At 66.2% G+C, this 22,276-nt stretch carries 22 protein-coding genes and 1 pseudogene; 2 read left to right on the top strand and 21 right to left on the bottom strand.

What is annotated here, in order from left to right; all coding sequences use genetic code 11:
• Positions 1-203: 203 nt before the first annotated feature.
• Positions 204-1,247 carry an IS110 family transposase gene (locus SxD43FB_RS16095; RefSeq protein ID WP_037478651.1) on the top strand — a complete coding sequence of 348 codons (1,044 nt, stop codon included), beginning with the start codon at positions 204-206 and terminating at the stop codon, positions 1,245-1,247.
• Positions 1,248-1,873: 626 nt separating this feature from the next.
• Here the strand turns inward: SxD43FB_RS16095 and cobU are convergent.
• From cobU to SxD43FB_RS16015, 16 genes and pseudogenes are all read right to left on the bottom strand, one after another.
• Positions 1,874-2,401, bottom strand: a complete 528-nt coding sequence (gene cobU / locus SxD43FB_RS16090; RefSeq protein WP_037476300.1) for a bifunctional adenosylcobinamide kinase/adenosylcobinamide-phosphate guanylyltransferase — start codon at positions 2,399-2,401, stop codon at positions 1,874-1,876.
• Entirely contained in the window at positions 2,398-3,885 is a 1,488-nt protein-coding gene (locus SxD43FB_RS16085) for a cobyric acid synthase (protein WP_051520096.1), read from the bottom strand. The genes cobU and SxD43FB_RS16085 overlap by 4 nt, the downstream gene beginning before the upstream one ends.
• A pseudogene (cbiB, locus tag SxD43FB_RS16080) lies at positions 3,873-4,822 on the bottom strand (adenosylcobinamide-phosphate synthase CbiB). The gene SxD43FB_RS16085 and the pseudogene cbiB overlap by 13 nt, the downstream one beginning before the upstream one ends.
• A complete protein-coding gene (gene cobD / locus SxD43FB_RS16075; RefSeq protein WP_096063057.1) occupies positions 4,815-5,798 on the bottom strand; it encodes a threonine-phosphate decarboxylase CobD in 984 nt (327 codons plus the stop codon). The pseudogene cbiB and the gene cobD overlap by 8 nt, the downstream one beginning before the upstream one ends.
• Positions 5,795-6,523: an adenosylcobinamide-GDP ribazoletransferase gene (gene cobS / locus SxD43FB_RS16070; RefSeq protein ID WP_037476296.1), complete on the bottom strand. Its 729-nt coding sequence runs from the start codon at positions 6,521-6,523 to the stop codon at positions 5,795-5,797. Before cobS ends, cobD begins: the two co-directional genes overlap by 4 nt.
• Positions 6,520-7,101 carry a histidine phosphatase family protein gene (locus tag SxD43FB_RS16065; RefSeq protein ID WP_037476294.1) on the bottom strand — a complete coding sequence of 194 codons (582 nt, stop codon included), beginning with the start codon at positions 7,099-7,101 and terminating at the stop codon, positions 6,520-6,522. Before SxD43FB_RS16065 ends, cobS begins: the two co-directional genes overlap by 4 nt.
• A complete protein-coding gene (gene cobT / locus SxD43FB_RS16060; RefSeq protein WP_043153173.1) occupies positions 7,098-8,114 on the bottom strand; it encodes a nicotinate-nucleotide--dimethylbenzimidazole phosphoribosyltransferase in 1,017 nt (338 codons plus the stop codon). The genes SxD43FB_RS16065 and cobT overlap by 4 nt, the downstream gene beginning before the upstream one ends.
• Complete coding sequence (locus SxD43FB_RS16055) at positions 8,111-8,518, bottom strand: DUF1636 domain-containing protein (protein ID WP_037472918.1); 408 nt, start codon at positions 8,516-8,518, stop codon at positions 8,111-8,113. The genes cobT and SxD43FB_RS16055 overlap by 4 nt, the downstream gene beginning before the upstream one ends.
• A 25-nt stretch (positions 8,519-8,543) precedes the next feature.
• Positions 8,544-9,191 (bottom strand): 5,6-dimethylbenzimidazole synthase, encoded by a 648-nt coding sequence (gene bluB / locus SxD43FB_RS16050; RefSeq protein WP_037472928.1) that lies wholly within the window; start codon positions 9,189-9,191, stop codon positions 8,544-8,546.
• A 14-nt stretch (positions 9,192-9,205) separates the two neighbouring features.
• Positions 9,206-9,832, bottom strand: a complete 627-nt coding sequence (gene cobO / locus SxD43FB_RS16045; RefSeq protein WP_037472919.1) for a cob(I)yrinic acid a,c-diamide adenosyltransferase — start codon at positions 9,830-9,832, stop codon at positions 9,206-9,208.
• Positions 9,822-10,586 carry a precorrin-6A synthase (deacetylating) gene (gene cobF, locus SxD43FB_RS16040; protein ID WP_037472921.1) on the bottom strand — a complete coding sequence of 255 codons (765 nt, stop codon included), beginning with the start codon at positions 10,584-10,586 and terminating at the stop codon, positions 9,822-9,824. Before cobF ends, cobO begins: the two co-directional genes overlap by 11 nt.
• Positions 10,583-11,305, bottom strand: coding sequence for a uroporphyrinogen-III C-methyltransferase (cobA, locus tag SxD43FB_RS16035; protein WP_037472924.1), 723 nt, complete (start codon positions 11,303-11,305; stop codon positions 10,583-10,585). Before cobA ends, cobF begins: the two co-directional genes overlap by 4 nt.
• Positions 11,302-12,636, bottom strand: a complete 1,335-nt coding sequence (locus tag SxD43FB_RS16030; protein ID WP_043153170.1) for a cobyrinate a,c-diamide synthase — start codon at positions 12,634-12,636, stop codon at positions 11,302-11,304. The genes cobA and SxD43FB_RS16030 overlap by 4 nt, the downstream gene beginning before the upstream one ends.
• Complete coding sequence (gene cobM, locus SxD43FB_RS16025) at positions 12,633-13,430, bottom strand: precorrin-4 C(11)-methyltransferase (RefSeq protein WP_037474424.1); 798 nt, start codon at positions 13,428-13,430, stop codon at positions 12,633-12,635. The genes SxD43FB_RS16030 and cobM overlap by 4 nt, the downstream gene beginning before the upstream one ends.
• Positions 13,427-13,807, bottom strand: a complete 381-nt coding sequence (locus tag SxD43FB_RS16020) for a cobalamin biosynthesis protein (protein ID WP_037478077.1) — start codon at positions 13,805-13,807, stop codon at positions 13,427-13,429. The genes cobM and SxD43FB_RS16020 overlap by 4 nt, the downstream gene beginning before the upstream one ends.
• A complete protein-coding gene (locus SxD43FB_RS16015; RefSeq protein ID WP_043152860.1) occupies positions 13,804-15,012 on the bottom strand; it encodes a bifunctional cobalt-precorrin-7 (C(5))-methyltransferase/cobalt-precorrin-6B (C(15))-methyltransferase in 1,209 nt (402 codons plus the stop codon). Before SxD43FB_RS16015 ends, SxD43FB_RS16020 begins: the two co-directional genes overlap by 4 nt.
• On the opposite strand from SxD43FB_RS16015, the gene SxD43FB_RS16010 reads away from it, so the two are divergent.
• Complete coding sequence (locus SxD43FB_RS16010; protein WP_037474427.1) at positions 15,011-15,772, top strand: cobalt-precorrin-6A reductase; 762 nt, start codon at positions 15,011-15,013, stop codon at positions 15,770-15,772. The two genes, SxD43FB_RS16015 and SxD43FB_RS16010, sit on opposite strands and share 2 nt — an antisense overlap.
• On the opposite strand, the gene cobJ is transcribed toward SxD43FB_RS16010, so the two are convergent.
• Genes cobJ through cobN form a run of 5 tightly spaced genes read right to left on the bottom strand, consistent with a single transcriptional unit; the run spans position 15,736 to position 22,268 of the window.
• The gene (cobJ, locus tag SxD43FB_RS16005; protein ID WP_037474429.1) at positions 15,736-16,497 is read right to left on the bottom strand and encodes a precorrin-3B C(17)-methyltransferase; all 762 of its coding nucleotides are present in this window, start codon (positions 16,495-16,497) and stop codon (positions 15,736-15,738) included. The two genes, SxD43FB_RS16010 and cobJ, sit on opposite strands and share 37 nt — an antisense overlap.
• On the bottom strand, positions 16,494-17,231 hold the full coding sequence (cobI, locus tag SxD43FB_RS16000) for a precorrin-2 C(20)-methyltransferase (RefSeq protein WP_037474432.1): 738 nt from the start codon (positions 17,229-17,231) through the stop codon (positions 16,494-16,496). Before cobI ends, cobJ begins: the two co-directional genes overlap by 4 nt.
• Complete coding sequence (locus SxD43FB_RS15995; RefSeq protein WP_037474434.1) at positions 17,228-17,857, bottom strand: precorrin-8X methylmutase; 630 nt, start codon at positions 17,855-17,857, stop codon at positions 17,228-17,230. The genes cobI and SxD43FB_RS15995 overlap by 4 nt, the downstream gene beginning before the upstream one ends.
• Positions 17,857-18,987, bottom strand: a complete 1,131-nt coding sequence (locus SxD43FB_RS15990) for a cobalamin biosynthesis protein CobG (RefSeq protein WP_043152858.1) — start codon at positions 18,985-18,987, stop codon at positions 17,857-17,859. The genes SxD43FB_RS15995 and SxD43FB_RS15990 overlap by 1 nt, the downstream gene beginning before the upstream one ends.
• A complete protein-coding gene (cobN, locus tag SxD43FB_RS15985; protein ID WP_037478587.1) occupies positions 18,984-22,268 on the bottom strand; it encodes a cobaltochelatase subunit CobN in 3,285 nt (1,094 codons plus the stop codon). The genes SxD43FB_RS15990 and cobN overlap by 4 nt, the downstream gene beginning before the upstream one ends.
• Positions 22,269-22,276 lie beyond the last annotated feature (8 nt).

The raw sequence follows: 22,276 nt of genomic DNA, 5'->3' as shown, positions 1-22,276 counted from the left end.
TCAACCCGGTCGAAAATATCTGGCAATTCATGCGCGATAACTGGCTATCCAACCGCATCTTCACGTCCCACGACAACATCGTCGACCTTTGCTGCGAAGCCTGGAACAGGCTGATCGATCAGCCCTGCTGGGGTGGACGGCCTCCGTATGGCATCAGAATGTGCCAGAGTGAGTCGTTAGATTTCGATCGAAGGAGACCGCCCATGGAACAGATTATCCGCATTGGCATGGATACGTCAAAACATCTCTTTCAGCTGCACGGTGTGAATGCAGCGGAACAGCCGATTTTGCGCAAGAAGCTGCGACGCAAGGAAATGATCGACTTCTTCCAGAAGCTGCCGTCAACGGTGGTCGCCATCGAGGCGTGCGGCGCCTCACATCATTGGGCCCGCCTGCTGGGCTCGTTCGGTCATGAGGTGAAGCTGATCGCACCACAATTGGCAAAGCCGTACGTGAAGCGCGGCAAGAATGATGCCGCCGATGCCGAGGCGCTGTGCGAGGCCATGAGCCGCCCGACAATGCGCTTCGTGCCGGTAAAGACCGCAGAACAGCAGGCAGCGCTAATGCTGGTCGGAATGCGCGACAGGCTGGTGAGAAGCAGAACCCAACTCGCCAATGCGATCCGCGGCTACGCTGCCGAGTTCGGACTAACCACAGCCAAGGGCATATACAAGATCGAGCCGCTGCTCGAACGCACTGCAACCGATGAGACCGTTCCGACATTGGCACGCGAACTCTTCGCGTTGCACGCCAGCGAATACCAACAGTTGGAACGGCAGCTTGAAGACGTCGAGGCAAAGCTACTAGCATGGCACCGCAAAAATGAGTGCAGCCGACGCCTGGCCCAAATTCCAGGCGTCGGGCCGATTGGCGCATCGCTTCTCATGATGAAAACGCCCGCCCCGGAACTCTTCGCGTCGGGGCGTCAATTTGCAGCTTGGCTAGGCCTGACCCCGAAGGATCACTCAACCGCCGGCAAAGCAAGGCAGGGCGTTATCACGCGCGCTGGCGACGAAGCATTGCGAAGTATACTGGTGGTCGGGGCCACATCATTGCTTCGACGTGTCAGGGATGGAAGCGGAAAAAATGCCACGCCCTGGCTGCTCTCCATGCTCAAACGCAAACCGCCCAAGCTGGTGGCCGTGGCATTGGCGAACAAAATTGCGCGGATCGCTTGGAAAATGATGGCCACCGGCGAAACTTATCGAAAAAGCGTCGTGCTATCAGAGTTGAAATGCACGGCATAAGAGATCAGGCAGCGATGGTGAGCGGACAGTCAGAGCTACCATCCTGAACTGATGCGTGAACTTGCAAGAAACAGCAGATGGTGGATCGATCGATCCGAGACGCGTGATAGCCCGTATGCGCCAGTGGCCGTTGCAGGTCGCAGCCTTGTTTGGAACTCGTGTCGCGGAAACCATCTTGGCCAGCGTTCATGTGCGAACGCACCCACAGGCCGGACATATGAACGCAAGCGATCCGATCAATATTATCTGCCAAATCTTGCAGGGAGGGGGCCGTCCACATATGGCGCATCATGACAATTGGACGCCGCAAATGGGCACGTGGGTCGTGATCAATGCAGGTTGGTATCAGGTGCAACACCGGGATAAAATCGGGCCAGGCTGTCAAGACCGGTCGACAGTCGAGCACTGGCGCGCTTCGGTGATTACCTCTGCGGTCGGGGATCCCCGCGTCCGAAGGCGTACTCGCTAATCAGCGAGCCGCAGACACCGTTATTCCCGCTACATCATCTAGTGGAAGCTGTGCACCACAGTGATGGCCGGCGGCGTCACCGACACGCTGGATCTAGCTTTGCTCCATACCACCTGCCCCTCCGAGTTGCACAGTGGCAAGTGGTATGGCTAGCCGCTCATCCTTTAGGTTTCAGCGTCAAGGGAAGGCCGGCGAACATTATGACTGCCTCTTCAACCACTGCCGCTATTTCCTGATTGATGCGGCCCGCAACATCGCGAAACCTTCTGGCAAGGGCGTTGTCGGGTACAATGCCCAGACCCACTTCGTTGGCGACCAGAATGACCGGCCCCCGTGCGGCTGAAAGCGAGCGCGCCAGTCCGTCTGTAGCGGTAGCAGTATCGCGTTCCGCTAGCATCAGGTTCGAAGCCCACAACGTCAGGCAATCGACCAGCACCACCGTTTCCGGCGTGCTATATGCCGTGATTGCCACCGCCAGGTCCAGCGGTGCCTCGACAGTTGACCAGCGCGGACCGCGATCGGCGCGGTGCAGCTCGATTCGCTCGCGCATCTCATCATCGAAGGCCTGCGCTGTCGCCAGATAGACCAGTTTACCTGTCAGGGCCTCTGCCCGGCCCTGGGCAAAGCGGCTTTTGCCCGAACGCGCTCCGCCCAGCACCAGCAAATGGGGCAAGGCACTGCTCATGCGCTGTCTCTCGCTGGGACGGAGGCGGGTGGTTCCGCCATCGCCATCGCCACCAGCGCGTCGATATCGAGATGCTCCTCCAGCGCGGCTGCGATCTCGTCCAGCGCCGCCTCGACGGTGAAGCCATAGTCCACGCCCCCGGCTTCTACATCCATGCGCGACAGCAGCGCTCGGCGCAACTCCGCATCGGCCAGCAGGCCGTGGACATAAGAACCAAACACCGTTCCGCCCGCATTTATCGCGCCATCACGGCGTCCATCGGAAAGCAGGGCGAAGGGCCGCTGCGGGTCCGGCCCGCTGGTTTGCCCCATGTGCATTTCATACCCATGAAAAGGCGCGCCCATCGCCATACCGCTGACCGGACGCAGCGCCTTGTGTGCGTGCAAGGTCGTTTCGACATCGAGCAGGCCGAGGCCGCTTGCGGTGCTGGGCGGGCCTTCCAGACCATCGGGATCGGCGATGCTTTTGCCGAGCATCTGGTAACCACCGCAAAGCCCAAAGATCAGCCCGCCGCGCCGGTGATGCCCCAGAATATCGATGTCCCAGCCCTCTGCGCGCAGAGCGGCCAGATCGGCGATGGTCGCCTTTGACCCGGGCAGGATGATGAGCGCGGCCTCTGCCGGGATCGGCTGGCCGGGCGGAACCATGTGCAGGTCCACACCATGTTCGAGCTTCAGCGGATCGAGGTCATCGAAATTGGATATGCGCGGCAGGATCGGACAGGCGATCAGCTTGCGGCCCCCCGCGCGCGCCTTGCCGCGCTCCAGCACCACGGCATCCTCGCTTGGCAGCCGTGCGGTCGCGCCCAGCCACGGCACCACGCCGAATCCGCGCCAGCCCGACAGGCTCTCGATCTGGCGATAACCATCGGCGAACAGTGCGGGATCGCCCCGGAACTTGTTGATGATGAAGCCCTTGATCATCGCGGCATCCGCCGGGTCGATGATCGTCTTCGTGCCGACGATGGCGGCAATGACTCCGCCGCGATCAATATCGCCGACCAGCACGACGGGCACGCCTGCCGCTCGCGCAAAGCCCATATTGGCGATGTCGCCAGCGCGCAGGTTGATTTCCGCAGGAGAGCCCGCACCCTCGGCCACGACAATATCGCACGCCCGGCGGAGCCGGTCGTAGCTCGCCATAACTTCACCCAGCAGCGCGCCCCGTGCCTGCCGAAAATTGCCCGCGCCCAATGTGCCGCGCACCCGGCCATGCACGATCAGTTGCGATGTGCGATCGGCCTGTGGTTTCAGCAGTACCGGGTTCATGTCCGTATGCGGCTCCACCTTGCAGGCTATCGCTTGCAAGGCCTGCGCCCGGCCGATCTCGCCGCCATCGCTGGTGACAGCCGCATTGTTCGACATATTCTGCGGCTTGAACGGCAAGACCCGCAAGCCCCGCCGCACTAGGGCGCGGCACAGCCCCGCCACCAGCACCGATTTGCCCACATCAGAGCCGGTGCCCTGAAGCATTATAGCGCCCATGCTGCACCTCCTGCAATTCCGGCCGCCATCAACCACAGGCACAGACATGCACGGGCGTAGACGCCCAATCCGCGCCGCATATCCTCTGTCCGGGCCGGGCGGCCTCCCTCCCCAATCCAGAGCTTGTCCGAAACAATTCCGTCATAGGCAATTGGCCCGGCTAGGCGCAGCCCCAGCGCCCCGGCCATCGCGGCCTCGGGCCAGCCCGCATTGGGCGAGGTGTGCCTGGAAGCATCGCGCAACAATATCCGCCAGCCACCCCCGCCGCACAGGCAGATCAGAAATCCCGACAGGCGCCCTGGAATGAGGTTCATCGCATCGTCGGTGCGGGCCGCAGCCCAACCATAGGCGCGCCATTGCTCCTCGCGGTGCCAAATCTGCTGTCGGCGGTGTTGATCGCCTTATAGGCCCAGATACCGGGCAGCCCCAGCACCAGCAGCCAGAACAACGGCGCGACCACCCCGTCGCAGAAACTTTCCGCCAGACTCTCGATCGCCGCGCGGGTAACACCCGCTTCATCAAGCGCCGTCGTATCACGGCCAACGATCATGCCGACAGCGGCGCGCGCGGCGGGCAGATCCTGCCGCTCCAGCGCATCGGCAACGGGGCGGACGTGGTCGTACAGGCTGCGCTGCGCCAGACCCGGCCAGGCCAGCACAGCGATCAGGGGCCAGGCCCACGGCCCGGCGATTGCCACGAGCAGACTTTGCAGCATCCAGCCCGCACCGCCCGCCATACCCAGCAGGATCAGGACGGTGACCGCCCCGGCCAAGCGCCGCTGTCCATCGGAACGCGAGGGGACATTCCAGCGCCGTTCCCGCGCGGCGATAATCCGCGCAAAAATGCCCACCGGATGGCCGATCCGGCGATACAGCGGCTGAGGCCAGCCCACTGCCGCGTCGAGCACCAAGGCCAGGAAAGCAGTCAGATCAATCATCAGCCAGCGCCGCATCAAGGCGATCCAGCGCCTCTCGGTCGGCGGGCAGGCCCAGGCGCAGCCAGCGCGGATCGTAATCGAACGGCCGCGTCAGGATGGCATGTCGCGCAAGGCGTTCGAACAGCGCGGCGGCATCGTCGGTTTCGATCAGCCGGAACAGTGGGCAGGCGCCTATCGCGCTGAAGCCCCGCCGCGCCAGCACCGTATCCAGCGCGGTGGCCTGTTCGCGCAGGGCCATCCGCATGGCGGCTGTCCAGTCCACATCCTGATATGCCGCTGTGCCGATGGCCAGCGCCGCTGCCGATAGCGGCCAACTGCCCAGCCGCTGCCGATATTGCGCGATCAGCGCGCGCGGTCCCAGCACAAAGCCGAGCCGCACCCCGGCCAGCCCGAAGAATTTGCCGAACGAGCGGAAGATAATCAGCCGCTGTTCGTCCTGCACATGGGCGGCAAGGCTGCTGTGCGGGGCGGCATCGGCAAAGGCTTCGTCCACGACCAGCCACGCTGCGCTGTCGCGCCGCGCCTCCAGCCAGCCCAGCAGCGTCGCGGGCGGGGTGATCTGCCCATCGGGGTTGTTGGGATTGGCGAGGATGAGGGTCGCTTCCTCTGTCCCCGCCAATTCGGTCAGGGCTACGGGACGGCTGCGGGGAATCATCTCGCCATGGGTGCGATAGCTGGGCTGGGCATGGATAGCGGGGCCGGGCACGATGTCGCCCAACATCCGCAGGCCGATCTCGGTGCCCGGCACCGCGCAAACATGGGCCGGGTCCGTGCCGAAATGGGCAGCGGCAGCGGCCTCCAGATCGTCCAGCGCGCCCGCGTCGGGCAGCGCCTGCCAGTTCATCGCCAGATCGCCCGCGCCGGGCCAGCCAAGCGGATTGATGCCGGTGGACAGGTCGACCCACGGCGCCTTGCCCATGCCGAACTGCGCCATGGCATCGGCCAACCTGCCGCCGTGAAAACTGAAGCTGTTCATGTCGTGTGTATCCATAGGCCCGTGATTGCCACGCTCAGCAGCAAGCCGGTTTCGATCAACTCGATGCCTGCACCATGGCCATCGCCGGAAATCCCGCCCAATGCGCGGCGCACGTGCCTCCCCCACCACAGAACGAGCAATGGTGTGATAAGCAGCGCCGGAGTGAACCACGCCGCCGCAGCCAGCGCGGCCGCCCAGCCCGCAAGATCGATCGGGCCGATCGCGGAACGGAATCGAGCCGCCAGCCCCTGATGCAGCGGCATCAGCCACCATGTCCACACCAGCGGGCCGATGCGCGCGGCAAACGGCACCAGTACCAGCGCGCCAAACGCCCGTGCATCCACCAGCATATCCAGCAGCACCAACTTGCTCAGCAGTTGCAGCACAATCGCGACAACGCCGAAGCTGCCGACATGAGGATCGGCCATAACGGCCAGCAGCCGCTCGCGATCTTTATGCGCCGCGCCGCTGGCATCGGCGAGGTCGGCCAGGCCATCAAGGTGCAGCGCGCCGGTCACGCCCACCCAGACGATCAGCGCGGCCAATGCGCCCAGCCGGTGATCGACCAGCGCGCCTGCCCATGCGGCTCCCGCAACCGCTGCACCAATAACCAGGCCTACAGCGGGAAACCAGCGCATGGATCGGGCGAAGGCGGCATCGTCAACGACAACCACGGGTGTCGGCAAGCGCGTCAGAAACTGCAGGGCGATGATGAAGCCCCTCACGGATAAAGCCCCGCGATCTGTGCTGTGGGGCGCTCGCCCGGTCCCTCAGCGGGCCAGACGCGCAACGCCAGCAGGCCGTTGTAGGGCAGATCAACTGCCCAGGTCTGGCGCACATCAAACCCGCAAAGCACCGCCACTGCTGCCCGCATCGCGCCTGCGTGCGTGACGATCAGCGTCGACCGGGCGGCCAGATCGCCAATGGCAGCGGACACACGGTCCACCAGCGCCGACCAGCGTTCTCCACCGGGCGGCGCATGGCCATCGGGATCGTCCCAGAATCGCGCCAGCGCCGCGCCTTCGACATCGCCCGGCGCCATCCCCTCCCATGCGCCAAAGTCCAGCTCGCGCCAGCGCGGATCGATTGACAGCGGCACGCCGGTCTCCAGCCCGATGGCCTCGCCCGCCAAACGCGCACGGGAAAGGTCGGAAGCGATCAGAACTTCCGCCGCCAGATCCCGCGCCTGATCGGCGCAGGCCGCGATACCTGTGGCAACAGGCGGCGCATCGGTGCGGCCGATCAGCCGCCCCGCGCCTTCCGGTTCGCCGTGGCGCAAGAGGTAAAGTGAAAAGCTGCTCACAAGCCGTCTGCCACCCCGGCCTCGGCAAATGTCGCCATACCATTGTGCGTGGCCAGCGCTGCCCGGATTACCGACACCGCCAGTGCCGCGCCGCTGCCTTCGCCCAATCGCATCCCCAGCGACAGCAGGGGATCAAGGCCCAAATGCCCCAGCAGTCGGATATGCCCCGGTTCAGCCGAGCAGTGCCCCGCCAGGCAATGATCAGTGATCGCCGGAACGGCGGCGGCCAGCGGCGCCAGCGCGGCGCAGCTGATGAACCCGTCCAGCACCACCGGAATTCGCAGGCGGCGCGCCTCCAGCACGGCCCCGGCAATCGCGGCGATTTCGCGCCCGCCCAACCGGCGCAAAGTCTCAAACGGGGTGTCCGGCACATTGGCATGACAGGCCAGTGCCTGTTCCACCACCGCCACTTTGCGCGCGATTCCGCCCGCATCAACCCCCGTGCCCGGCCCGACCCATTGCGCGGGCGCGCCGCCATAGCTGCGCGCGCAGAGCGCGGCGGCGGCGGTCGAATTGCCAATGCCCATTTCGCCGACGACCAGCAGGTGCAGCCCCGGCTCCACCACCGCCGCTCCGGCAGAAAGTGCAGCAAGGCACTCCGTCTCGTCCATTGCCGCAGCGACGGTGAAATCCGCCGTGGGCCGGTCGAGATCGAGTGCAACCACCCGCAGATCCAGTCCGGCCGCCCCGGCCAGTGCGTTGATCGCCGCGCCGCCAGTAGTGAAATTGCCGACCATCGCGGCGGTCACGCTGGCGGAAAAGGCGCTGACCCCGTGGACGACGAAACCATGATTGCCAGCAAAGATCGCCGCGCGACCCTGTTTGATCACCGGCTGCGCTATGCCCTGCCATCCGGCCATAAACACGGCAATGTCTTCCAGCCGGCCCAGCGATCCGGCCGGCTTGGTCAGGATGGCCTGCCGCGCGCGTGCAGCGGCCATGGCGTCCGCATCGGCCACGGGCATATGCTCCAGCGCCGCTTCAAACGCGGCCAGCGTGGCAAACCGGCTCATTCTGTGACGAAGCCCTGCGGCGGGGTGCGGGTGATGAAATGGCCCTTCACCCCTTGCGGCCATTGCTTGAACGGCACCCGGCCATGCTCGCTGGCGGCATAGTGGACGGCATAGTCCAGAATGGCGGTGGCGGCGTCCTCGTCCGGCGTGAACCGGCCGAGCACATAGCCGACCTTGCCCGGTGCGCGCAGGTGGATGGTGCAGAAATCGGTGCAGGCGAACAGGCACGGCATCTCTTGCACGGCGACCCCGGCATAGCGCGCGTCGCTTTCCTGAACCGAGCGCAGCGCCGCCACCATCTGCGCGCCGCCGCGCATCCCGCCGTCATCCTCACGCGCGTCGGCGCTGTGGCGACAGGTGTTGCAGGCCACGATAGCGGGGCCATCCTCCACGGGTATCAGCATGGTTTTCTGGTCCTTTGATTGAAAATCATCGTTCGAACACCCGGTCAGCCCACGGCTCACGCTGCTGCCAGCCGCGCTGTTCCAGTTCGGGGGTATCGGACGTGTCTGCCGGGTAACCGATGCACAACAGCGCGATCAGCGACCAGGTGGCGGGAACGTCGAGCAGGGCATGGACCGCCGGTGGATCAACGATCGACACCCAGCCAAGGCCAAGCCCGCGCAGCCGCGCCGCCAGCCACAGATTGTGGATCGCCAGCACGCACGAATAGCGCAACATTTCGGGCATGGTGGCAATGCCAAGACCGTGCCCCGCCTCGGGCTGTTCGTCGCAGAACACCGCGATCAGTTCGGACGCCTCACGCAGTCCGTGCAGCTTGAGCGACAGGTAGTGATCGTACCGCGCCTGCCCGGCATAGCGCTCTGCCGCATGGGCGCTTTGCCCATCGGCATGCGCGGCCAGCGCCTCCCGTATGTCCGGCGTCCGCACGCGCACAAAGCGCCACGGCTGGGCATTGCCGACCGACGGCGCCAGCGCGGCGCAGGCCAGCAGCACGCGCATGTCAGCTTCCGCCACGGCGCGGCGGTCGAATTGCCGCACATCGCGCCGCCAGCGTAGCAATTGCGTGAATTGCTCCGTAAATTCCGCGTCGAACACAGGCGGGGCGTCGCTCAGAATTCGATCCCCGGTCAAAATTCAATGCCGGCCTGGGCCTTCACGCCTGAACGGAAGGGGTGCTTCACCATGGTCATCTCGGTGACAAGGTCCGCCACCTCGATCAGCGCGTCGGGCGCATTGCGGCCCGTGACGATCACATGCTTCATGGCGTCGCGCGCGGTCAGCACCGCCACCACTTCATCGACCGGCAGATAGTCATACCGCAGCACGATGTTCAGTTCGTCGGCCAGAACCATGTGATAGCTGGGATCGGCGATCATGCGCTTGACCTCGTCCCAGCCGGCGCGGGCCACCGCAATGTCGCGTGTGCGGTCCTGCGTGTCCCAGGTAAAACCCTCGCCCATCGGCTTGAATTCGACATGGTCGGGAAAGGCATCGAACACCGCCTTTTCGCCGGTCTTCATCGCCCCTTTGACGAACTGGACCACGCCCACTTTCATGCCGTGGCCGATGGCGCGAACCACCATGCCCAGCGCGGCGCTGGTCTTGCCCTTGCCCTTGCCGGTGTGGACGATCAGCAGGCCCTGCTCGCGGGTCTTGCTGGCCATGATCTTGGTCTGCGCGGTCTGCTTCTTGCGCATCTTTTCGGCGTGGCGGGCATCGTCGCTCACCGCTTGCACTTCGCTGTCAGTTTCCATCAATTTGTTCCTTTCGCATGAGGTAGACATCCATGATCCAGCCATGGCGCGCGCGCAGTTCGGCCCGGCACTGGGCGATCCGGGGGCCAGCCTCAGCAAGCACACCCCGCTCCAGCACTTCATGCGCCATGCCCAGATAGGCGCCCCACCAGATGGTGATGCCCTGCGGTTCCAGCACCTCAAAGGCAGAGCCGCTGTCGAGCATGACAACGAGCGTGTCGGTCCCTTCGGGCCAGCCCTGGCCGCGTAGCCTACGCCCGGTGGTGATCGTCACCGCCCCGGCAAGGGGATTGAGCGGAATGGCATGCGCGGCGGTCAGCAGTTGAATGCTTGTGATGCCGGGCACAACGCGCACCTGCATCGTAAGGCCGCCAGCTTTGAGTTTTTCGGCGATCCGTAAGGTGCTGTCATAAAGCGAAGGATCACCCCAGACGAGCAATGCCAACCGCCCGCCCGCTGGCAGATGCGTGGTGATCTGGGCGCGCCATGCTGCAGCGATAGCCTCGTGCCAATCGTCAACCGCTTGCGTGTAATCCCGGCCTGCGTCGCGAACCGGCATGTCGAATTCGACAATCGGCACTGGGCCGGTCAACACCTGCCCACAGATGGCGCGGCGCAGGTCGATCAGGTCGGACTTGGCGCTGTCTTTGCGCGGCAGCAGAATCAGGTCGGCGTTGTTCATCTCCCGCACGGCTTGCGCCGTCAGGTGATCGGGATTGCCCGTGCCGATGCCGATGAGGGAAAGCTCGATCATGCTTCCTCCAACAATGGGCCGTAGAGGATCAGGGCCGGGGCGAACCCCACGCCCTCAGCCAGCGTGTCTGCCAACCCGGCAACCGAGCTGCGCGTGAGACGCTGATCGGCGCGGCCCACATTCTCGGCCAACAACGCCGGCGTTTGTGGGGGCAGCCCCGCAGCGACCAGCCGGGCGGCCAGTTCAGGGAAGGTTCGCTTGGGCATGAACACGACGGTTGTCGCTTCGGCATCGGCCAGGGCTGCCATGTTGAGGTCATTAGGCAAGGCACCCGTCGCACCATGCCCGGTGATGAACTGGACCCGCCGTGAAAGCGCGCGCCTTGTCAGGGGAATGCCGGCAGTGGCCGCCGCTGCACTGGCAGAACTGACGCCTGGGATGATCTCGAAACCGATACCAGCAAGCCGCAATGCCTCGATTTCCTCCTCAAGACGGCCAAAGATCCCAGAATCGCCGGATTTTAGCCGCACTACACGGCCACCCGCAGCGGCATGATCCACGAGTTGGCGGTTCACCTCGGCCTGGCTGGGCGATTGCCGTCCCGCCCGTTTGCCGACATTCACCAGTGTGGTGTCCAGGCGCACGCGGTCAAGGATAGGACCGGAAGCCAGATCGTCGAACAGCACGACATCGGCGGCCTCCAACCGCGCCAACGCCTTGAGCGTCAGTAACTCGGGATCGCCCGGCCCGGCCCCCACGAAGGAAACAAAACCGGTCATGACACGTCCACGGGGTTCAGTGGCGCAATCATGTGGAAATAGCTGCCGGTGACATGGCCGCGATGCGATCCGGTTTCGGCCACCGCCGCGCCCTCGGCATCGGTCACCCGCGCCAGCGGCGCGTCGCTCTGTTCGACAATGGTTGAATAGTGGAACTCGTGCCCGCGCAGCCTGGTCCCGGCGGCAAGGCCCGATATCGGCACCAGCAGTTCGGCATGGCGATAGCCAAGGTGCATCTTGCGCTGGGCATGGCTGGTGACCAGCCCCAACAGCCCGGCCATCCGGTGCCGTTCACCACTCTTGTCGATCAACCCCTCACCCAGCACCATATAGCCGCCGCATTCGCCGTGAACGGGGCGCGTTTGGGCATAATGGCGCAGGCCGGACAGGAATGTCGCTGCGGCGGCGATGGTTCCGGCGTGCAGTTCGGGATAGCCGCCAGGCAACCACACCAGATCGGCATGGGCGGCGGGCGCTTGATCGGCCAGTGGCGAAAACGGCAGGATCTCCGCCCCGGCGCGCCGCCACCCTTCGATCAGATGCGGATAGACGAACGAAAAGGCGGCATCGCGCGCCATGGCGATGCGCTGGGCCGGCGGGACGGGCAGCTTGCCGCCATCGGCTTGTGGTTCGGCACCGGCGGCACGGCGAACGGCATCAAGATCAACATGGGCGCGCAGGAACGCCGCAAACTCGGCAATCGCGCGATCAAGGTCGGGATGCTCCACCGCCTGAACCAGCCCAAGATGGCGTTCGGGCAGGGTCAGGTCGCCGCGCCTTGGCAGGGCACCCAGCACCGGAATGTCCACCGCCTCCATGCCCTTGCGCACCAGCCGTTCATGACGCGGACTGGCCACGCGGTTCAGGATCACCCCGGCAAATGGCAGCCCCGGATCAAGGCTGCTGAACCCGAGTGCGGTGGCGGCGGCGGACTGCGCCTGCCCCGATACATCCAGCACCAGCACGATGGGCCAGCCCATGCGGCGGGCCATGTCGGCGCTGGCACCATTGCCCGATGCGCCCTTGCTGGCCACGCCGTCAAACAGGCCCATCGACCCTTCGGCCAGCACCATGTCCGCGCCCGCAGCCTGCCCCGCGATGGCAGCGATCAGATCGCCTTCCATCGCCCAGCTATCAAGGTTGAAGGACGGTCGGCCACAGGCGGCGCGGTGAAAGGCCGGGTCGATATAGTCCGGCCCGCTCTTGAACGGCTGCACCGCCAGCCCGTCTTCGGTGAGCGCGCGCAGCAGGCCCAGCATCACCGTGGTCTTGCCGGTGCCCGATGCGGGGGCGGCGATCATCAATCCCGGAGTCTGGTGGCGCGCGCTCATTCCGATGCCCCCGCAAACCGCGAACCGGCATCCTGAGGCCGAAAGCGGCGGTCATAACCGGGCGCATAGAGGCTGCTTTCGGCAAAATCCTGCGCCGCCAGCACCCGCCCGACCAGGATCAGGGCGGTGCGTTGCAGATTCTTGGCCGTGCTGCCCGCCACGGCCTGTTCGATGGTGTCGAGCGTCGCCCGGACAATCTGCTGATCGGGCCAGCTGGCGCGCCAGACCACCGCGACCGGGCAATCCGCGCCATAGGCCGGCGTCAGGTCCGCCACCACTTGCGCCAGATTGTGAACCGAAAGGTGAATGGCCAGCGTCGCGCCGGTAACGGCAAAATTGGTCAGGCTTTCGGCGGGCGGCATGGTGCTGGCGCGGCCCGGCGTGCGGGTCAGCACCAGCGATTGTGACAGCGCGGGCAGGGTCAGCTCTGCCTCCAGCGCAGCGGCGGCGGCGGCGAACGCTGGGACACCGGGCGTCACGGTAAAGGGAATGTCCATCGCGCGCAGCCGGCGCAATTGCTCGCCCATCGCCGACCAGACTGACAAATCGCCCGAATGCAGCCGCGCCACATCGTGCCCGGCGGCATGGGCAGTGGCGATCTCGGCCATGATCTGGTCCAGTTCCAGCGGCGCGGTGTTCACGATCCGGGCACACGGCGGGCAATGATCGAGCACGGCGACCGGGATCAGCGACCCGGCATAGAGGCACACCGGGCTGCCCGCGATCAGATCGCGTCCGCGCAAGGTTAAAAGGTCGGGCGCGCCGGGACCGGCGCCGATGAAATGGACGGTCATGTTGGGGTTCCCTGAAAGGTGACACTGGCCGCAATGGCGCACGTGGCCATGCGGTCGGGCGAGATGCGGCGCGGCGACAGCAGGCGCGCGCCGGCGCCTGCTTCGGCCATGGCGGATGCTTCGGCCACGCTGCCGACGTGGCGGGCGGTCAGGCTGGCGGCGGAGCGCGTGAGGGTGGCGACGGCGGCCAATGCATCGGGCGCCACGCCCGTCAGCGGCAGGCCAAGCGCCTTTGCCAGCGGGACCAGCGCCGCAAGCTTGTCCTGCGCGGTGGCCAGATGCGTCACCGGCGGCTGCCCTTGTTGCGCCAGCGCGAACGCCGCGCGCAGTGAGGGCAGGGCCGCGCCCGCGCGAAAGCCGAAGCCTGCGACGATCACAGCGTCACGCTCCATTGCACCACCGGATAGCGCGCGCGCCAGCCGTGCCGGTTGCCCAACGGTGCGGCGTCGGCCAGTTCGATGCGCAGGAGGCTCCCGCCCTTCTGGCCATGCCACCGGGCTAGCAGCGCTTCTGATTCCAGCGTCACCGCATTGGCCACCAGCCGCGTTCCGGCGGGCAATCGTGCCCACAGCGCGTCCAGCAAGGCTTCCGATAATCCGCCGCCGATGAACACCGCATCGGGCACTAGTCCCGGCGGCAAAGTATCCGGCGCACGTCCGATCACCACCTGCAATCGGTCGACACCCAGCGCAGCGGCGTTGGCCCGCGCCCGGTCCGCGCGCACCGGATCGGCTTCCATCGCGCAGGCGCGGTTGGCCGGGTGGGCCAGCAGCCATTCGATCCCGATGGAACCCGATCCCGCGCCGATGTCCCACAGCAGTTCCCCCACACACGGGGCCAGCGCCGACAAAGTCAAGGCGCGCACCGGGCGCTTGGTCAACTGCCCGTCGGATGCGAACCAGTGGTCCGGTCGTCCTGCCGCCTGCGGCAAGGCATCACCGTGGCCCACACAGTCGATCCCGACCGCAACCGGATGGGCAATGTCGGTGAAGGTCAGCGCTTCTGCAGTCACCCGGCGTACCCGTTCGCGCGGACCACCGAGCGCTTCCATCACGTGCAGCACTGACGGGCCAAAGCCTTGGCCGGTCAGATAATCGGCCAGCGCGCCCACGGCCTCGCCATCGCGCAACAGCGCCACAATGCGCTGCCCTGACGCCAGATGGGGCTTAAGTCGCTCCAGCGGCGCGGCGTGCAGGCCAAGGCAGGCCACATCCTGCAACGGCCAGCCCAATCGTGCGGCTGCCAGCGTGAAGGTGGAAGGCGCCGGTATCGCCACCCATTCGCCCGGATCGAGCTGCCGGGTTACGCTGCTCCCCGCCCCGAACCAGAACGGGTCGCCCGACGCAAGCATCACCACGCGCTGTCCGCGATGTTGCATCAACAGGGTGATGCCATCGGCAAAGGGCACTGGCCATTCGGTCGCAGGGCAGGTAATCGCGGGCAGCAGCGACAGATGCCGGGCCGGTCCCATGACCAGTTCGGCCCGCGCCAGCGCCGCCCGGCTCGCAGCGGACAGGCCATCCGGCCCGTCCTCGCCGATGCCGATGATCGTCAACCACGCTTCAGGAGCCGTATCAGCCATGCGACATGTCCTCCTGCTGGGTGGAACGACCGAGGCGAGCGTTCTTGCCCGCCTGCTTGCCGCGCAGGGCATTGCGACGACACTCAGCTATGCCGGACGGACGAAAAATCCCCGCGCTCAACCGGTTCCGGTGCGGGTTGGCGGGTTCGGCGGGATGGCTGGGCTGACCGATTATCTGCGCGACCATCGCGTGACCCATCTGGTCGACGCGACCCACCCCTTTGCCGCGACGATGAGCCGTCATGCGGTGGAGGCTGCGCGGCTTGTGGGTGTGGCCCATGTCGCCGTGACCCGTCGCGCGTGGGAACCGGTTGCTGGTGACCGCTGGACCCGCGTTGCTGATATCGACGGCGCGGTCGCCGCGCTGGCAGGACAGGCCCGCCGCGTCATGCTGGCGCTGGGGCGGATGCATGTCGAAGCCTTCGCCGCGCAGCCACACCACCACTATCTGCTGCGTTTCGTGGACGCGCCGGAGCAGCCGCCGGGCCTGCCCCATCACACCCTGATCGTTGATCGCGGGCCATTTACCGTCATGGGCGACAGCCAGCTGATGCAGGCGCACGCCATCGATCTGGTGGTGTGCAAGAACGCTGGCGGCAGTGGTGCCGATGCCAAGCTGATCGCCGCGCGGGCGCTGGGCCTGCCGGTCCTGATGATTGACCGACCCGCCGTTCCGGGCCGGACCGAGTGTTATCGCCCGGAGGATGTGCTCGCGTGGCTGGGTCATGATGCCGAACCCAAGGCCGAGCGGGGGGTGTAGAGAATGGGACCAGCCGCACGTTCGATGATCCGCGTCAGGCTCGATCCGACGATCACCATCGTGCGCATATCGGCCATGTCCGCGCGGGCCTGACCCAGCGGTACGATTTGCAATTGTTCGTCGGGCGTCGATAGGGCGCGGGCGAACAGGATCGGGCGATCATTGCCACACACCGCGCGCAGCAATTCCAGCACACGTTCGAAACCTTCCGGCCGGGCTTTCGACCGCGGGTTGTAGAACGCCATCGCAAAGTCTGCCTCTGCAGCCAGCCGCAGCCGCTTTTCGATCACGGACCACGGCTTGAGGTTGTCCGACAGGTTGATCGCGCAAAAATCGTGCCCCAGCGGCGCCCCCGCTCGCGCGCTGGCGGCCAGCATGGCAGTGATGCCGGGCAGCACCCGGATGTCGAGATCGCGCCAGTGGGCCGGGCCAGCCTCCAGCGCCTCGAACACGGCGGCGGCCATCGCGAACACGCCGGGATCGCCAGAAGACACCACCACCACGCGCCGGCCCTGCGCCGCCAGTTCCAGCGCATGGGCCGCGCGATCCAGCTCCACCCGGTTGTCGGATGGATGCAACGTCAGCCCCTCACGCGGGGCGATGCGGGCGACATAGGGGATATAGCCGATAACATCGCTTGCCCCTGCCAGCGCGGCGGTGACTTCGGGCGTGATCAGTGCCTCGTCGCCCGGTCCCAGACCGGCGATGGATAGCGAACCGCTCATGGACGACGCCCCTGTCCATGAATCAGCAGGATCGAGAAATAGGGCGTGACGCTGGTCGCCTCGATCAACCGCGTGACGCGCTGGCCGGGCATGGCGGCATGTTCGACCAGCCATGCCGCGTCCTCGCGCCCCGCCGCTGCCACCGCGCGGCGCAATTTGGGCAGGTTGCGCCCGATCTTCATCACCACCAGCGCATCGGTATCGCGGATGCGCCGGGCCAGTTCCTCCTCGGGCAGGGTCGCCATCGCGATGGTCAGCACGTCATCGCCCCAGGTGATGGGAATGTCAGTCGCGTTCCATGCCCCGGCCATGCCGGTGATACCCGGCACCACCGTCACCGGGACGATGCCCGCCAAACGGCCATGAAGGTGCATGAACGAGCCGTAGAAAAACGGATCGCCCTCACACAGCACAACCACGTCCTCGCCCGCCTGCGCCAGCGCCAGCAAACGTGCGGTGCATTCGGCATAGAAGGCGGAAAGACAGTCGTTGTAGCGGGGATCGGACAACGGGATCTCGGTCGTTACAGGATATTCCATCGGGATTTCAATCACGTCGGCGCGCAGCATCCCTTCGACAATCCGCCGCGCCTGCCCCGGCCGTCCGGCCTTGCGGAAATAGGCAACATGGCGAGCGCCACGCACCAACCGGTCGGCGCGCACGCTCAGCAGATCGGCCGCGCCGGGACCAAGCCCGACGCCGTGGATGGTTCCGATTGATGACGACGCGCTCATTCGGCGCGGCTTGCCAGCGCGTTAATCGCGGCGACCGTGATCGCGCTGCCGCCAAGCCGCCCATCGACAATGCAGCACGGCACCGGCGGCGCGGCCCACAGCGCGGCCTTGGATTCGGCCGCGCCGACAAAGCCCACCGGACAGCCGATGATGGCCGCAGGGCGCGGGCAATCGGGATCTTCCAGCATATTCAGGAGATGGAACAGCGCGGTTGGCGCATTGCCGATGGCCACCACCGCGCCCGCCAGATGCGGTCGCCACAGTTCCAGCGCGGCGGCGGAACGGGTGTTGCCCATCGCCCGCGCCATGTCCGGTACTGGCGGCGCACTGAGCGTGCAGATGATCGGATTGTTGGCCGACAGGCGGGCGCGAGTGATCCCTTCGGACACCATCCGCGCATCGCACAGCACCGGCGCGCCATCGGCCAGCGCGGCACTGGCCGTTTGTGCGAAGCCGGACGAAAAGCGGATATGCGCCGCCAGTTCGACCATCCCGGCGGCATGAATCATGCGGACCGCCACCGGCTCCTCATCGGCAGAAAAGGGCGCCAGATCGGCTTCGGCGCGGATCGTGGCGAAGGACTGGCGATAAATGGCCGCGCCATCGGTTTCATAGATATGGGGCATCAAGCGGTTCCAAATTGGGCAAGAAGGTCGGCCGGGCCAAGCGCGGAGTGAACCGCAGGCCCTCCGGCGCGCGCGTTCAGGGAAAGATCGAACAGGCCATCGCGGCCCGTCAGCGTGACATCGGCGGCGCGCGGGCGGGCACAGCCCTTGGCACAGCCCGAAACATGCAGCCGTCCCGCGATATGCGGGGCAAGGCGGCGGGCAAGATCGCGGGTTTCAACCGACGCCTGCGTGCAGCACGGCGCGCCCGGACAGGCATCCACATGCAGCAGCGGATCGGCAGGGTCGGTGATCAGGCCATCCACCTGCATGGCAGGCGCGCCTTCTACTACGAGCACCCGCCACGGGCTAATCCGCACCCCCCCGGCAGACGATCCCTCCATCACACCAGCCAGTATCGGCGCCTCTATCCGGCCGAACGGCAGGCCATAAGCCCAGCCCAGATCATGGATGCCGGGCGCGATGCGAGCAGCCGACGGCGCGGGCAGAATGTCGCCACAGGCCCATTCGGGCAGGGCAACCGTGTGCCGGGCCATGCGCCCCGCTTCCGCGCCACCGCTGGCAGAAAACCAGTGTGCCAGCGCGATCAGGGCGTCCACTTCCTGACCTGCGACAACTGCAACACCGCCCGGATGGCCATCGGCGCGCAGGATCAGGCCGCCTTTTTCGTCGCGCTCGATGCGGAAATCGCCCACCTCGCCGTGCAGGGCGCAGGCCCGACCAGCATCGATAACGAAGCCCATCTTGCCCGGAAGATCGGGCAACTCATCCAGCCGGGTCAGCAACGCGCCCGCAATGCGATGGCTGTCATCACCGACCCGCCAATCCGGCGCGACCAGAATGTTGCGTCGCTGTTCGATGACGGGGTCACCGTCCACCAGATCGAGCGTCAGCAACCGGTCGAGCAGCGCCTGCCAGCCGGTATCGCGCACCCCACGAAGCTGGAGATTGGCGCGGGCGGTGATGTCGATCAGGGCATTGCCATGCGCGATGGCGGCATCGCACAGGCCCAGCACTTGCGCGCGGGTCAGGCGGCCAAGCCGCGGCTTTACCCGCATCAGCAACCCGTCGCCCGCGATCATCGGGTGCCACGCATCGGGGCACCAACCCCTCACCATAGGCCCGGTCATGTCCGGTCCTCATGGCTGGGCAGGCTGGCGAGGATGGAATTGCGCCGGGTCTGCCACAGCCCGGCGGCATGGAGCGCTGCAAAGCGGGCTTCCATCGCCGCCAGCGCGCCGGGATTCTCGCGCACAAGAAACGCGCGAACATCGGCTTGGCCCAGCGTCGCATCGTGATAGAGATCGAACAGATGCGGCGGCACGCTACCTGAAAGGTGCGCAAAGGCGCCCATATGATCCAGCGTCGCGGCCAGTTCCGCGCCCCCGCGAAAACCATGCCGCATCATGCCTGCAACCCAGTCGGGATGGGCGGCACGGGCACGGACCACGCGGGCGATCTCTTCGGTCAGGGTGCGCGCGGCCGGCTTCAGCGGGTCGCGACTATCGAGGTGATAGAGCGCTGCCGTCCCGCCTGTCAGCGCCTTGGCAGCGGCAAAGCCCGCCTCATGCGCGGCAGAGTCCGCGGCCAGCAGCAGATCGGTTTCCGGCAAGTCCTGAAGATGAACAAAGGCGTCTGCCGCTTCGACGCGCCGACGCAGGCCCTCAGGATCGGGCGTGCCCCCGATCGCATCGGAGGTTGCGTCAAACGCATGATCCGATGCCGCCAGCCATGCCTCTCCGGCCGAGCGTCGCGCCGCATCGGTATAGACCTCGGCCGCATCGCCAAGGCCAAGGCCATAACTCCCCGGCGCCGGTCCATAGACTCGCGGGGCCGGCGCCTGCCCCGCAAAGGGGTTCCAGTCCGCCGGTTCGTCCCGCAAACACAGCGCTCGCACCGCCTGTCCGAACAACATGGGCAGCGCCGGGAAGGCATCGCGGAACAGGCCTGAAACCCGCAGTGTCACGTCGATGCGCGGCCGGTCCAGCAGCGCCAGCGGCAGAATCTCAACGCCCGCCACCCGTTCGGATGTCATGTCCCACAGCGGTTTTGCGCCGAGCAGGTGCAGCGCCATGGCGAATTCCTCGCCCGCCGTGCGCATCGTGGCCGATCCCCACAGATCGACCACCAGCCCGCGCGGATAATCGCCATGATCCTGCAAATGCCGCCGGATAAGTTCCTCTGCCAGTGTCACGCCTTGCGCGTGGGCCGCGCGTGAAGGCACCGCCCGCGGGTCTATTGCATAAAGGTTTCGCCCGGTCGGCAGCACATCGCTGCGCCCGCGAAACGGGGAGCCGGAGGGACCGGGCGGAACGCGCCGTCCGTCCAGCGCCGTCAGCAATCCGGCCCGCTCGGCTGCGCCCTGATCGCCCCGCCCGAACACATGCAGCCCGTCACCGAACTGGCTGTCCTTTACATCGCAAACGAAGCGATCGATCCGGGTGATCGCCTCAACCAGCGTGGCCGCGCCATCAAGGCCCAGTTCCGCCTCCAGCCCCAGCACGCGCGCTTCGTCGCGGATGCTCGCTTGCAGGCGGTCGCGGCGGGCCGGGTCCAGCCCGTAAGCGTTGGAGAATTCATCCAGCAGCGCCTCGATCCGGGCCAGCCCCGCGCCGCTTTTAGTTTGCACCAGTGGCGGCGGAACGTGTCCGATAGTAACCGCACCGATCCGGCGTTTGGCCTGCGCAGCTTCTCCGGGGTCGTTGACGATGAACGGATAGATCACCGGCATCGCGCCGATCAGCGCCTCGGGCCAGCAAGCGCCAGACAGCGCGACCGATTTGCCCGGCAGCCATTCCAGCGTGCCATGCGCGCCGATGTGGACCAGCGCGTCGCTGCCCCGTTCGCGCAGCCACAGATAGAACGCAACATAGCCATGGCGCGGGCAGCGGGACAGATCGTGATAGTCCCCGTCTCGATGGACGCGCTCGCCGCGTTCGGGCTGCAAGGCGACCAGCGCGCTGCCGATGGACAGCGCGGCAAAACGGAACGCGCCGTCAGCGACTGCCACATCGGCTTCCGGTTCGCCCCACGCGGCATGAAGATCAGCGCGCAAGGTCTCGGGCAATGCCGCCTGCGCCTTGCGATACGCGGCCAGCGGCCAATGCTGATGTTCGCTTTCAAGGCGCGCGCCCAGATCGGTCTGGCCATCCGTGGCATATCCCGCCTCGGCCAGATCGGCCAGGGTCGCCTCGGCTGAGGCGAGCGCATCCAGCCCCACGGCGTGGGCCATCTGGTATGCCTTGCCGGGATAAGTCGACAGGATCAGCGCAACCCGCCGATCGGCAACCGGCCTTTGCGAAAGGGCGATCCAGCCTGCCACGCGCGCAGTGATCGCCTCGATCCGGTCGGGATCGGCGCGGTGGACGGTGCGGGCAAAACCTAGTGCGGGATCGCGCGCACCCGCTTCCTTGAAGCTGGCGACCCCGGCAAAGACCCGGCCGTCAATTTCGGGCAAGACCACGTGCATGGCGAGGTCTGCGGGGGACAGCCCGCGCGAAGCCGCTGCCCAGCCGGTGCGGCCCGACGTGGCCAGCGCCAGTTGGAACACGGGAACGCCCGCGCCATCGAGCGGGGTATCGCCGTCTTCGCCACGCGCGGAAAAGGCGGTGGCGTTGATGATCGCCGCCGGGCCAAGGCCGCGCACCCAGCGGTCCACCTGATCGCGCACCTGCGGGGCTTTCAGCGAGGGGACGAAGATCGACAGTGCGTCAAAGCCGTGCCGGTCGAACGCGGCATGCAGGGCGGCAAACGGGTCCAGATCGTGGGCGGTCAGGTAAGAACGATAGAAGATGATCAGGACCAGCGGTCGTCCGGGATTGCGCGCAAAGGATTCAGGATCGACGACGCCCCGGTCGGGATGCCAACCTCCCGCCATAGGCAGCGGCTCGCAATTTTGGGGAGGGGTATCGATCAGCCCTGCCAGCCGTGAAAGCGCAACAAGCGCCGCCTGCGCCGCCCCTGCACCGCCGGCATCGCACAATTGCGCAAGGCTTCTCAAAGCAGGCACGGGGACGGTCGAAACTGCATCCAGCCGCCCGTCCTCCCAGCCGTCGCCGGGCAGCACGGCCAGCGCGATGCCTCGCGACCGGGCCAGAGCCTCCACTCGTTCCAGCCCGTAACTCCAATAGGGCGTACCGCCAATCAGCCGGATCAGGATCGCCTTCGCACCTGACAGCGTCCGCTCGACATAGGTGTCGACCGATAGCGGGTGCATAAGCGCTGCCAGATTGGCGAGCCGCAGCGAAGGAAATGTCGCATCGTCTGCACGGGCCTGATGCCATGCCGCCGCGAACGCCCCCAGATCGCTGTCCGAAAAGGACAGGACCACAAGATCCGCAGGCTCTTGCCCCAGATCCTGCGGGACGGCGGTTTCCTCCATCCCGTGCGTTTCGCGGAAAATGACGTGCATCGCCTGCG

Origin of the sequence: Sphingobium sp. D43FB (genome assembly GCF_002312805.1) — a bacterium.
GTDB lineage: Bacteria > Pseudomonadota > Alphaproteobacteria > Sphingomonadales > Sphingomonadaceae > Sphingobium.
This window is presented reverse-complemented; position numbering and strand designations above follow the sequence as displayed.

Coding starts and splice junctions, on each gene's coding strand:
- SxD43FB_RS16095 (WP_037478651.1), top strand. CDS start 204: ATGGAACAGATTATCCGCATTGGCATGGATACGTCAAAACATCTCTTT.
- cobU (WP_037476300.1), bottom strand. CDS start 2,401: ATGAGCAGTGCCTTGCCCCATTTGCTGGTGCTGGGCGGAGCGCGTTCG.
- SxD43FB_RS16085 (WP_051520096.1), bottom strand. CDS start 3,885: ATGGGCGCTATAATGCTTCAGGGCACCGGCTCTGATGTGGGCAAATCG.
- cobD (WP_096063057.1), bottom strand. CDS start 5,798: ATGAACAGCTTCAGTTTTCACGGCGGCAGGTTGGCCGATGCCATGGCG.
- cobT (WP_043153173.1), bottom strand. CDS start 8,114: ATGAGCCGGTTTGCCACGCTGGCCGCGTTTGAAGCGGCGCTGGAGCAT.
- SxD43FB_RS16055 (WP_037472918.1), bottom strand. CDS start 8,518: ATGCTGATACCCGTGGAGGATGGCCCCGCTATCGTGGCCTGCAACACC.
- cobO (WP_037472919.1), bottom strand. CDS start 9,832: ATGGAAACTGACAGCGAAGTGCAAGCGGTGAGCGACGATGCCCGCCAC.
- cobF (WP_037472921.1), bottom strand. CDS start 10,586: ATGATCGAGCTTTCCCTCATCGGCATCGGCACGGGCAATCCCGATCAC.
- cobA (WP_037472924.1), bottom strand. CDS start 11,305: ATGACCGGTTTTGTTTCCTTCGTGGGGGCCGGGCCGGGCGATCCCGAG.
- SxD43FB_RS16030 (WP_043153170.1), bottom strand. CDS start 12,636: ATGAGCGCGCGCCACCAGACTCCGGGATTGATGATCGCCGCCCCCGCA.
- cobM (WP_037474424.1), bottom strand. CDS start 13,430: ATGACCGTCCATTTCATCGGCGCCGGTCCCGGCGCGCCCGACCTTTTA.
- SxD43FB_RS16010 (WP_037474427.1), top strand. CDS start 15,011: ATGCGACATGTCCTCCTGCTGGGTGGAACGACCGAGGCGAGCGTTCTT.
- SxD43FB_RS16015 (WP_043152860.1), bottom strand. CDS start 15,012: ATGGCTGATACGGCTCCTGAAGCGTGGTTGACGATCATCGGCATCGGC.
- cobJ (WP_037474429.1), bottom strand. CDS start 16,497: ATGAGCGGTTCGCTATCCATCGCCGGTCTGGGACCGGGCGACGAGGCA.
- cobI (WP_037474432.1), bottom strand. CDS start 17,231: ATGAGCGCGTCGTCATCAATCGGAACCATCCACGGCGTCGGGCTTGGT.
- SxD43FB_RS15995 (WP_037474434.1), bottom strand. CDS start 17,857: ATGCCCCATATCTATGAAACCGATGGCGCGGCCATTTATCGCCAGTCC.
- SxD43FB_RS15990 (WP_043152858.1), bottom strand. CDS start 18,987: ATGACCGGGCCTATGGTGAGGGGTTGGTGCCCCGATGCGTGGCACCCG.
- cobN (WP_037478587.1), bottom strand. CDS start 22,268: ATGCACGTCATTTTCCGCGAAACGCACGGGATGGAGGAAACCGCCGTC.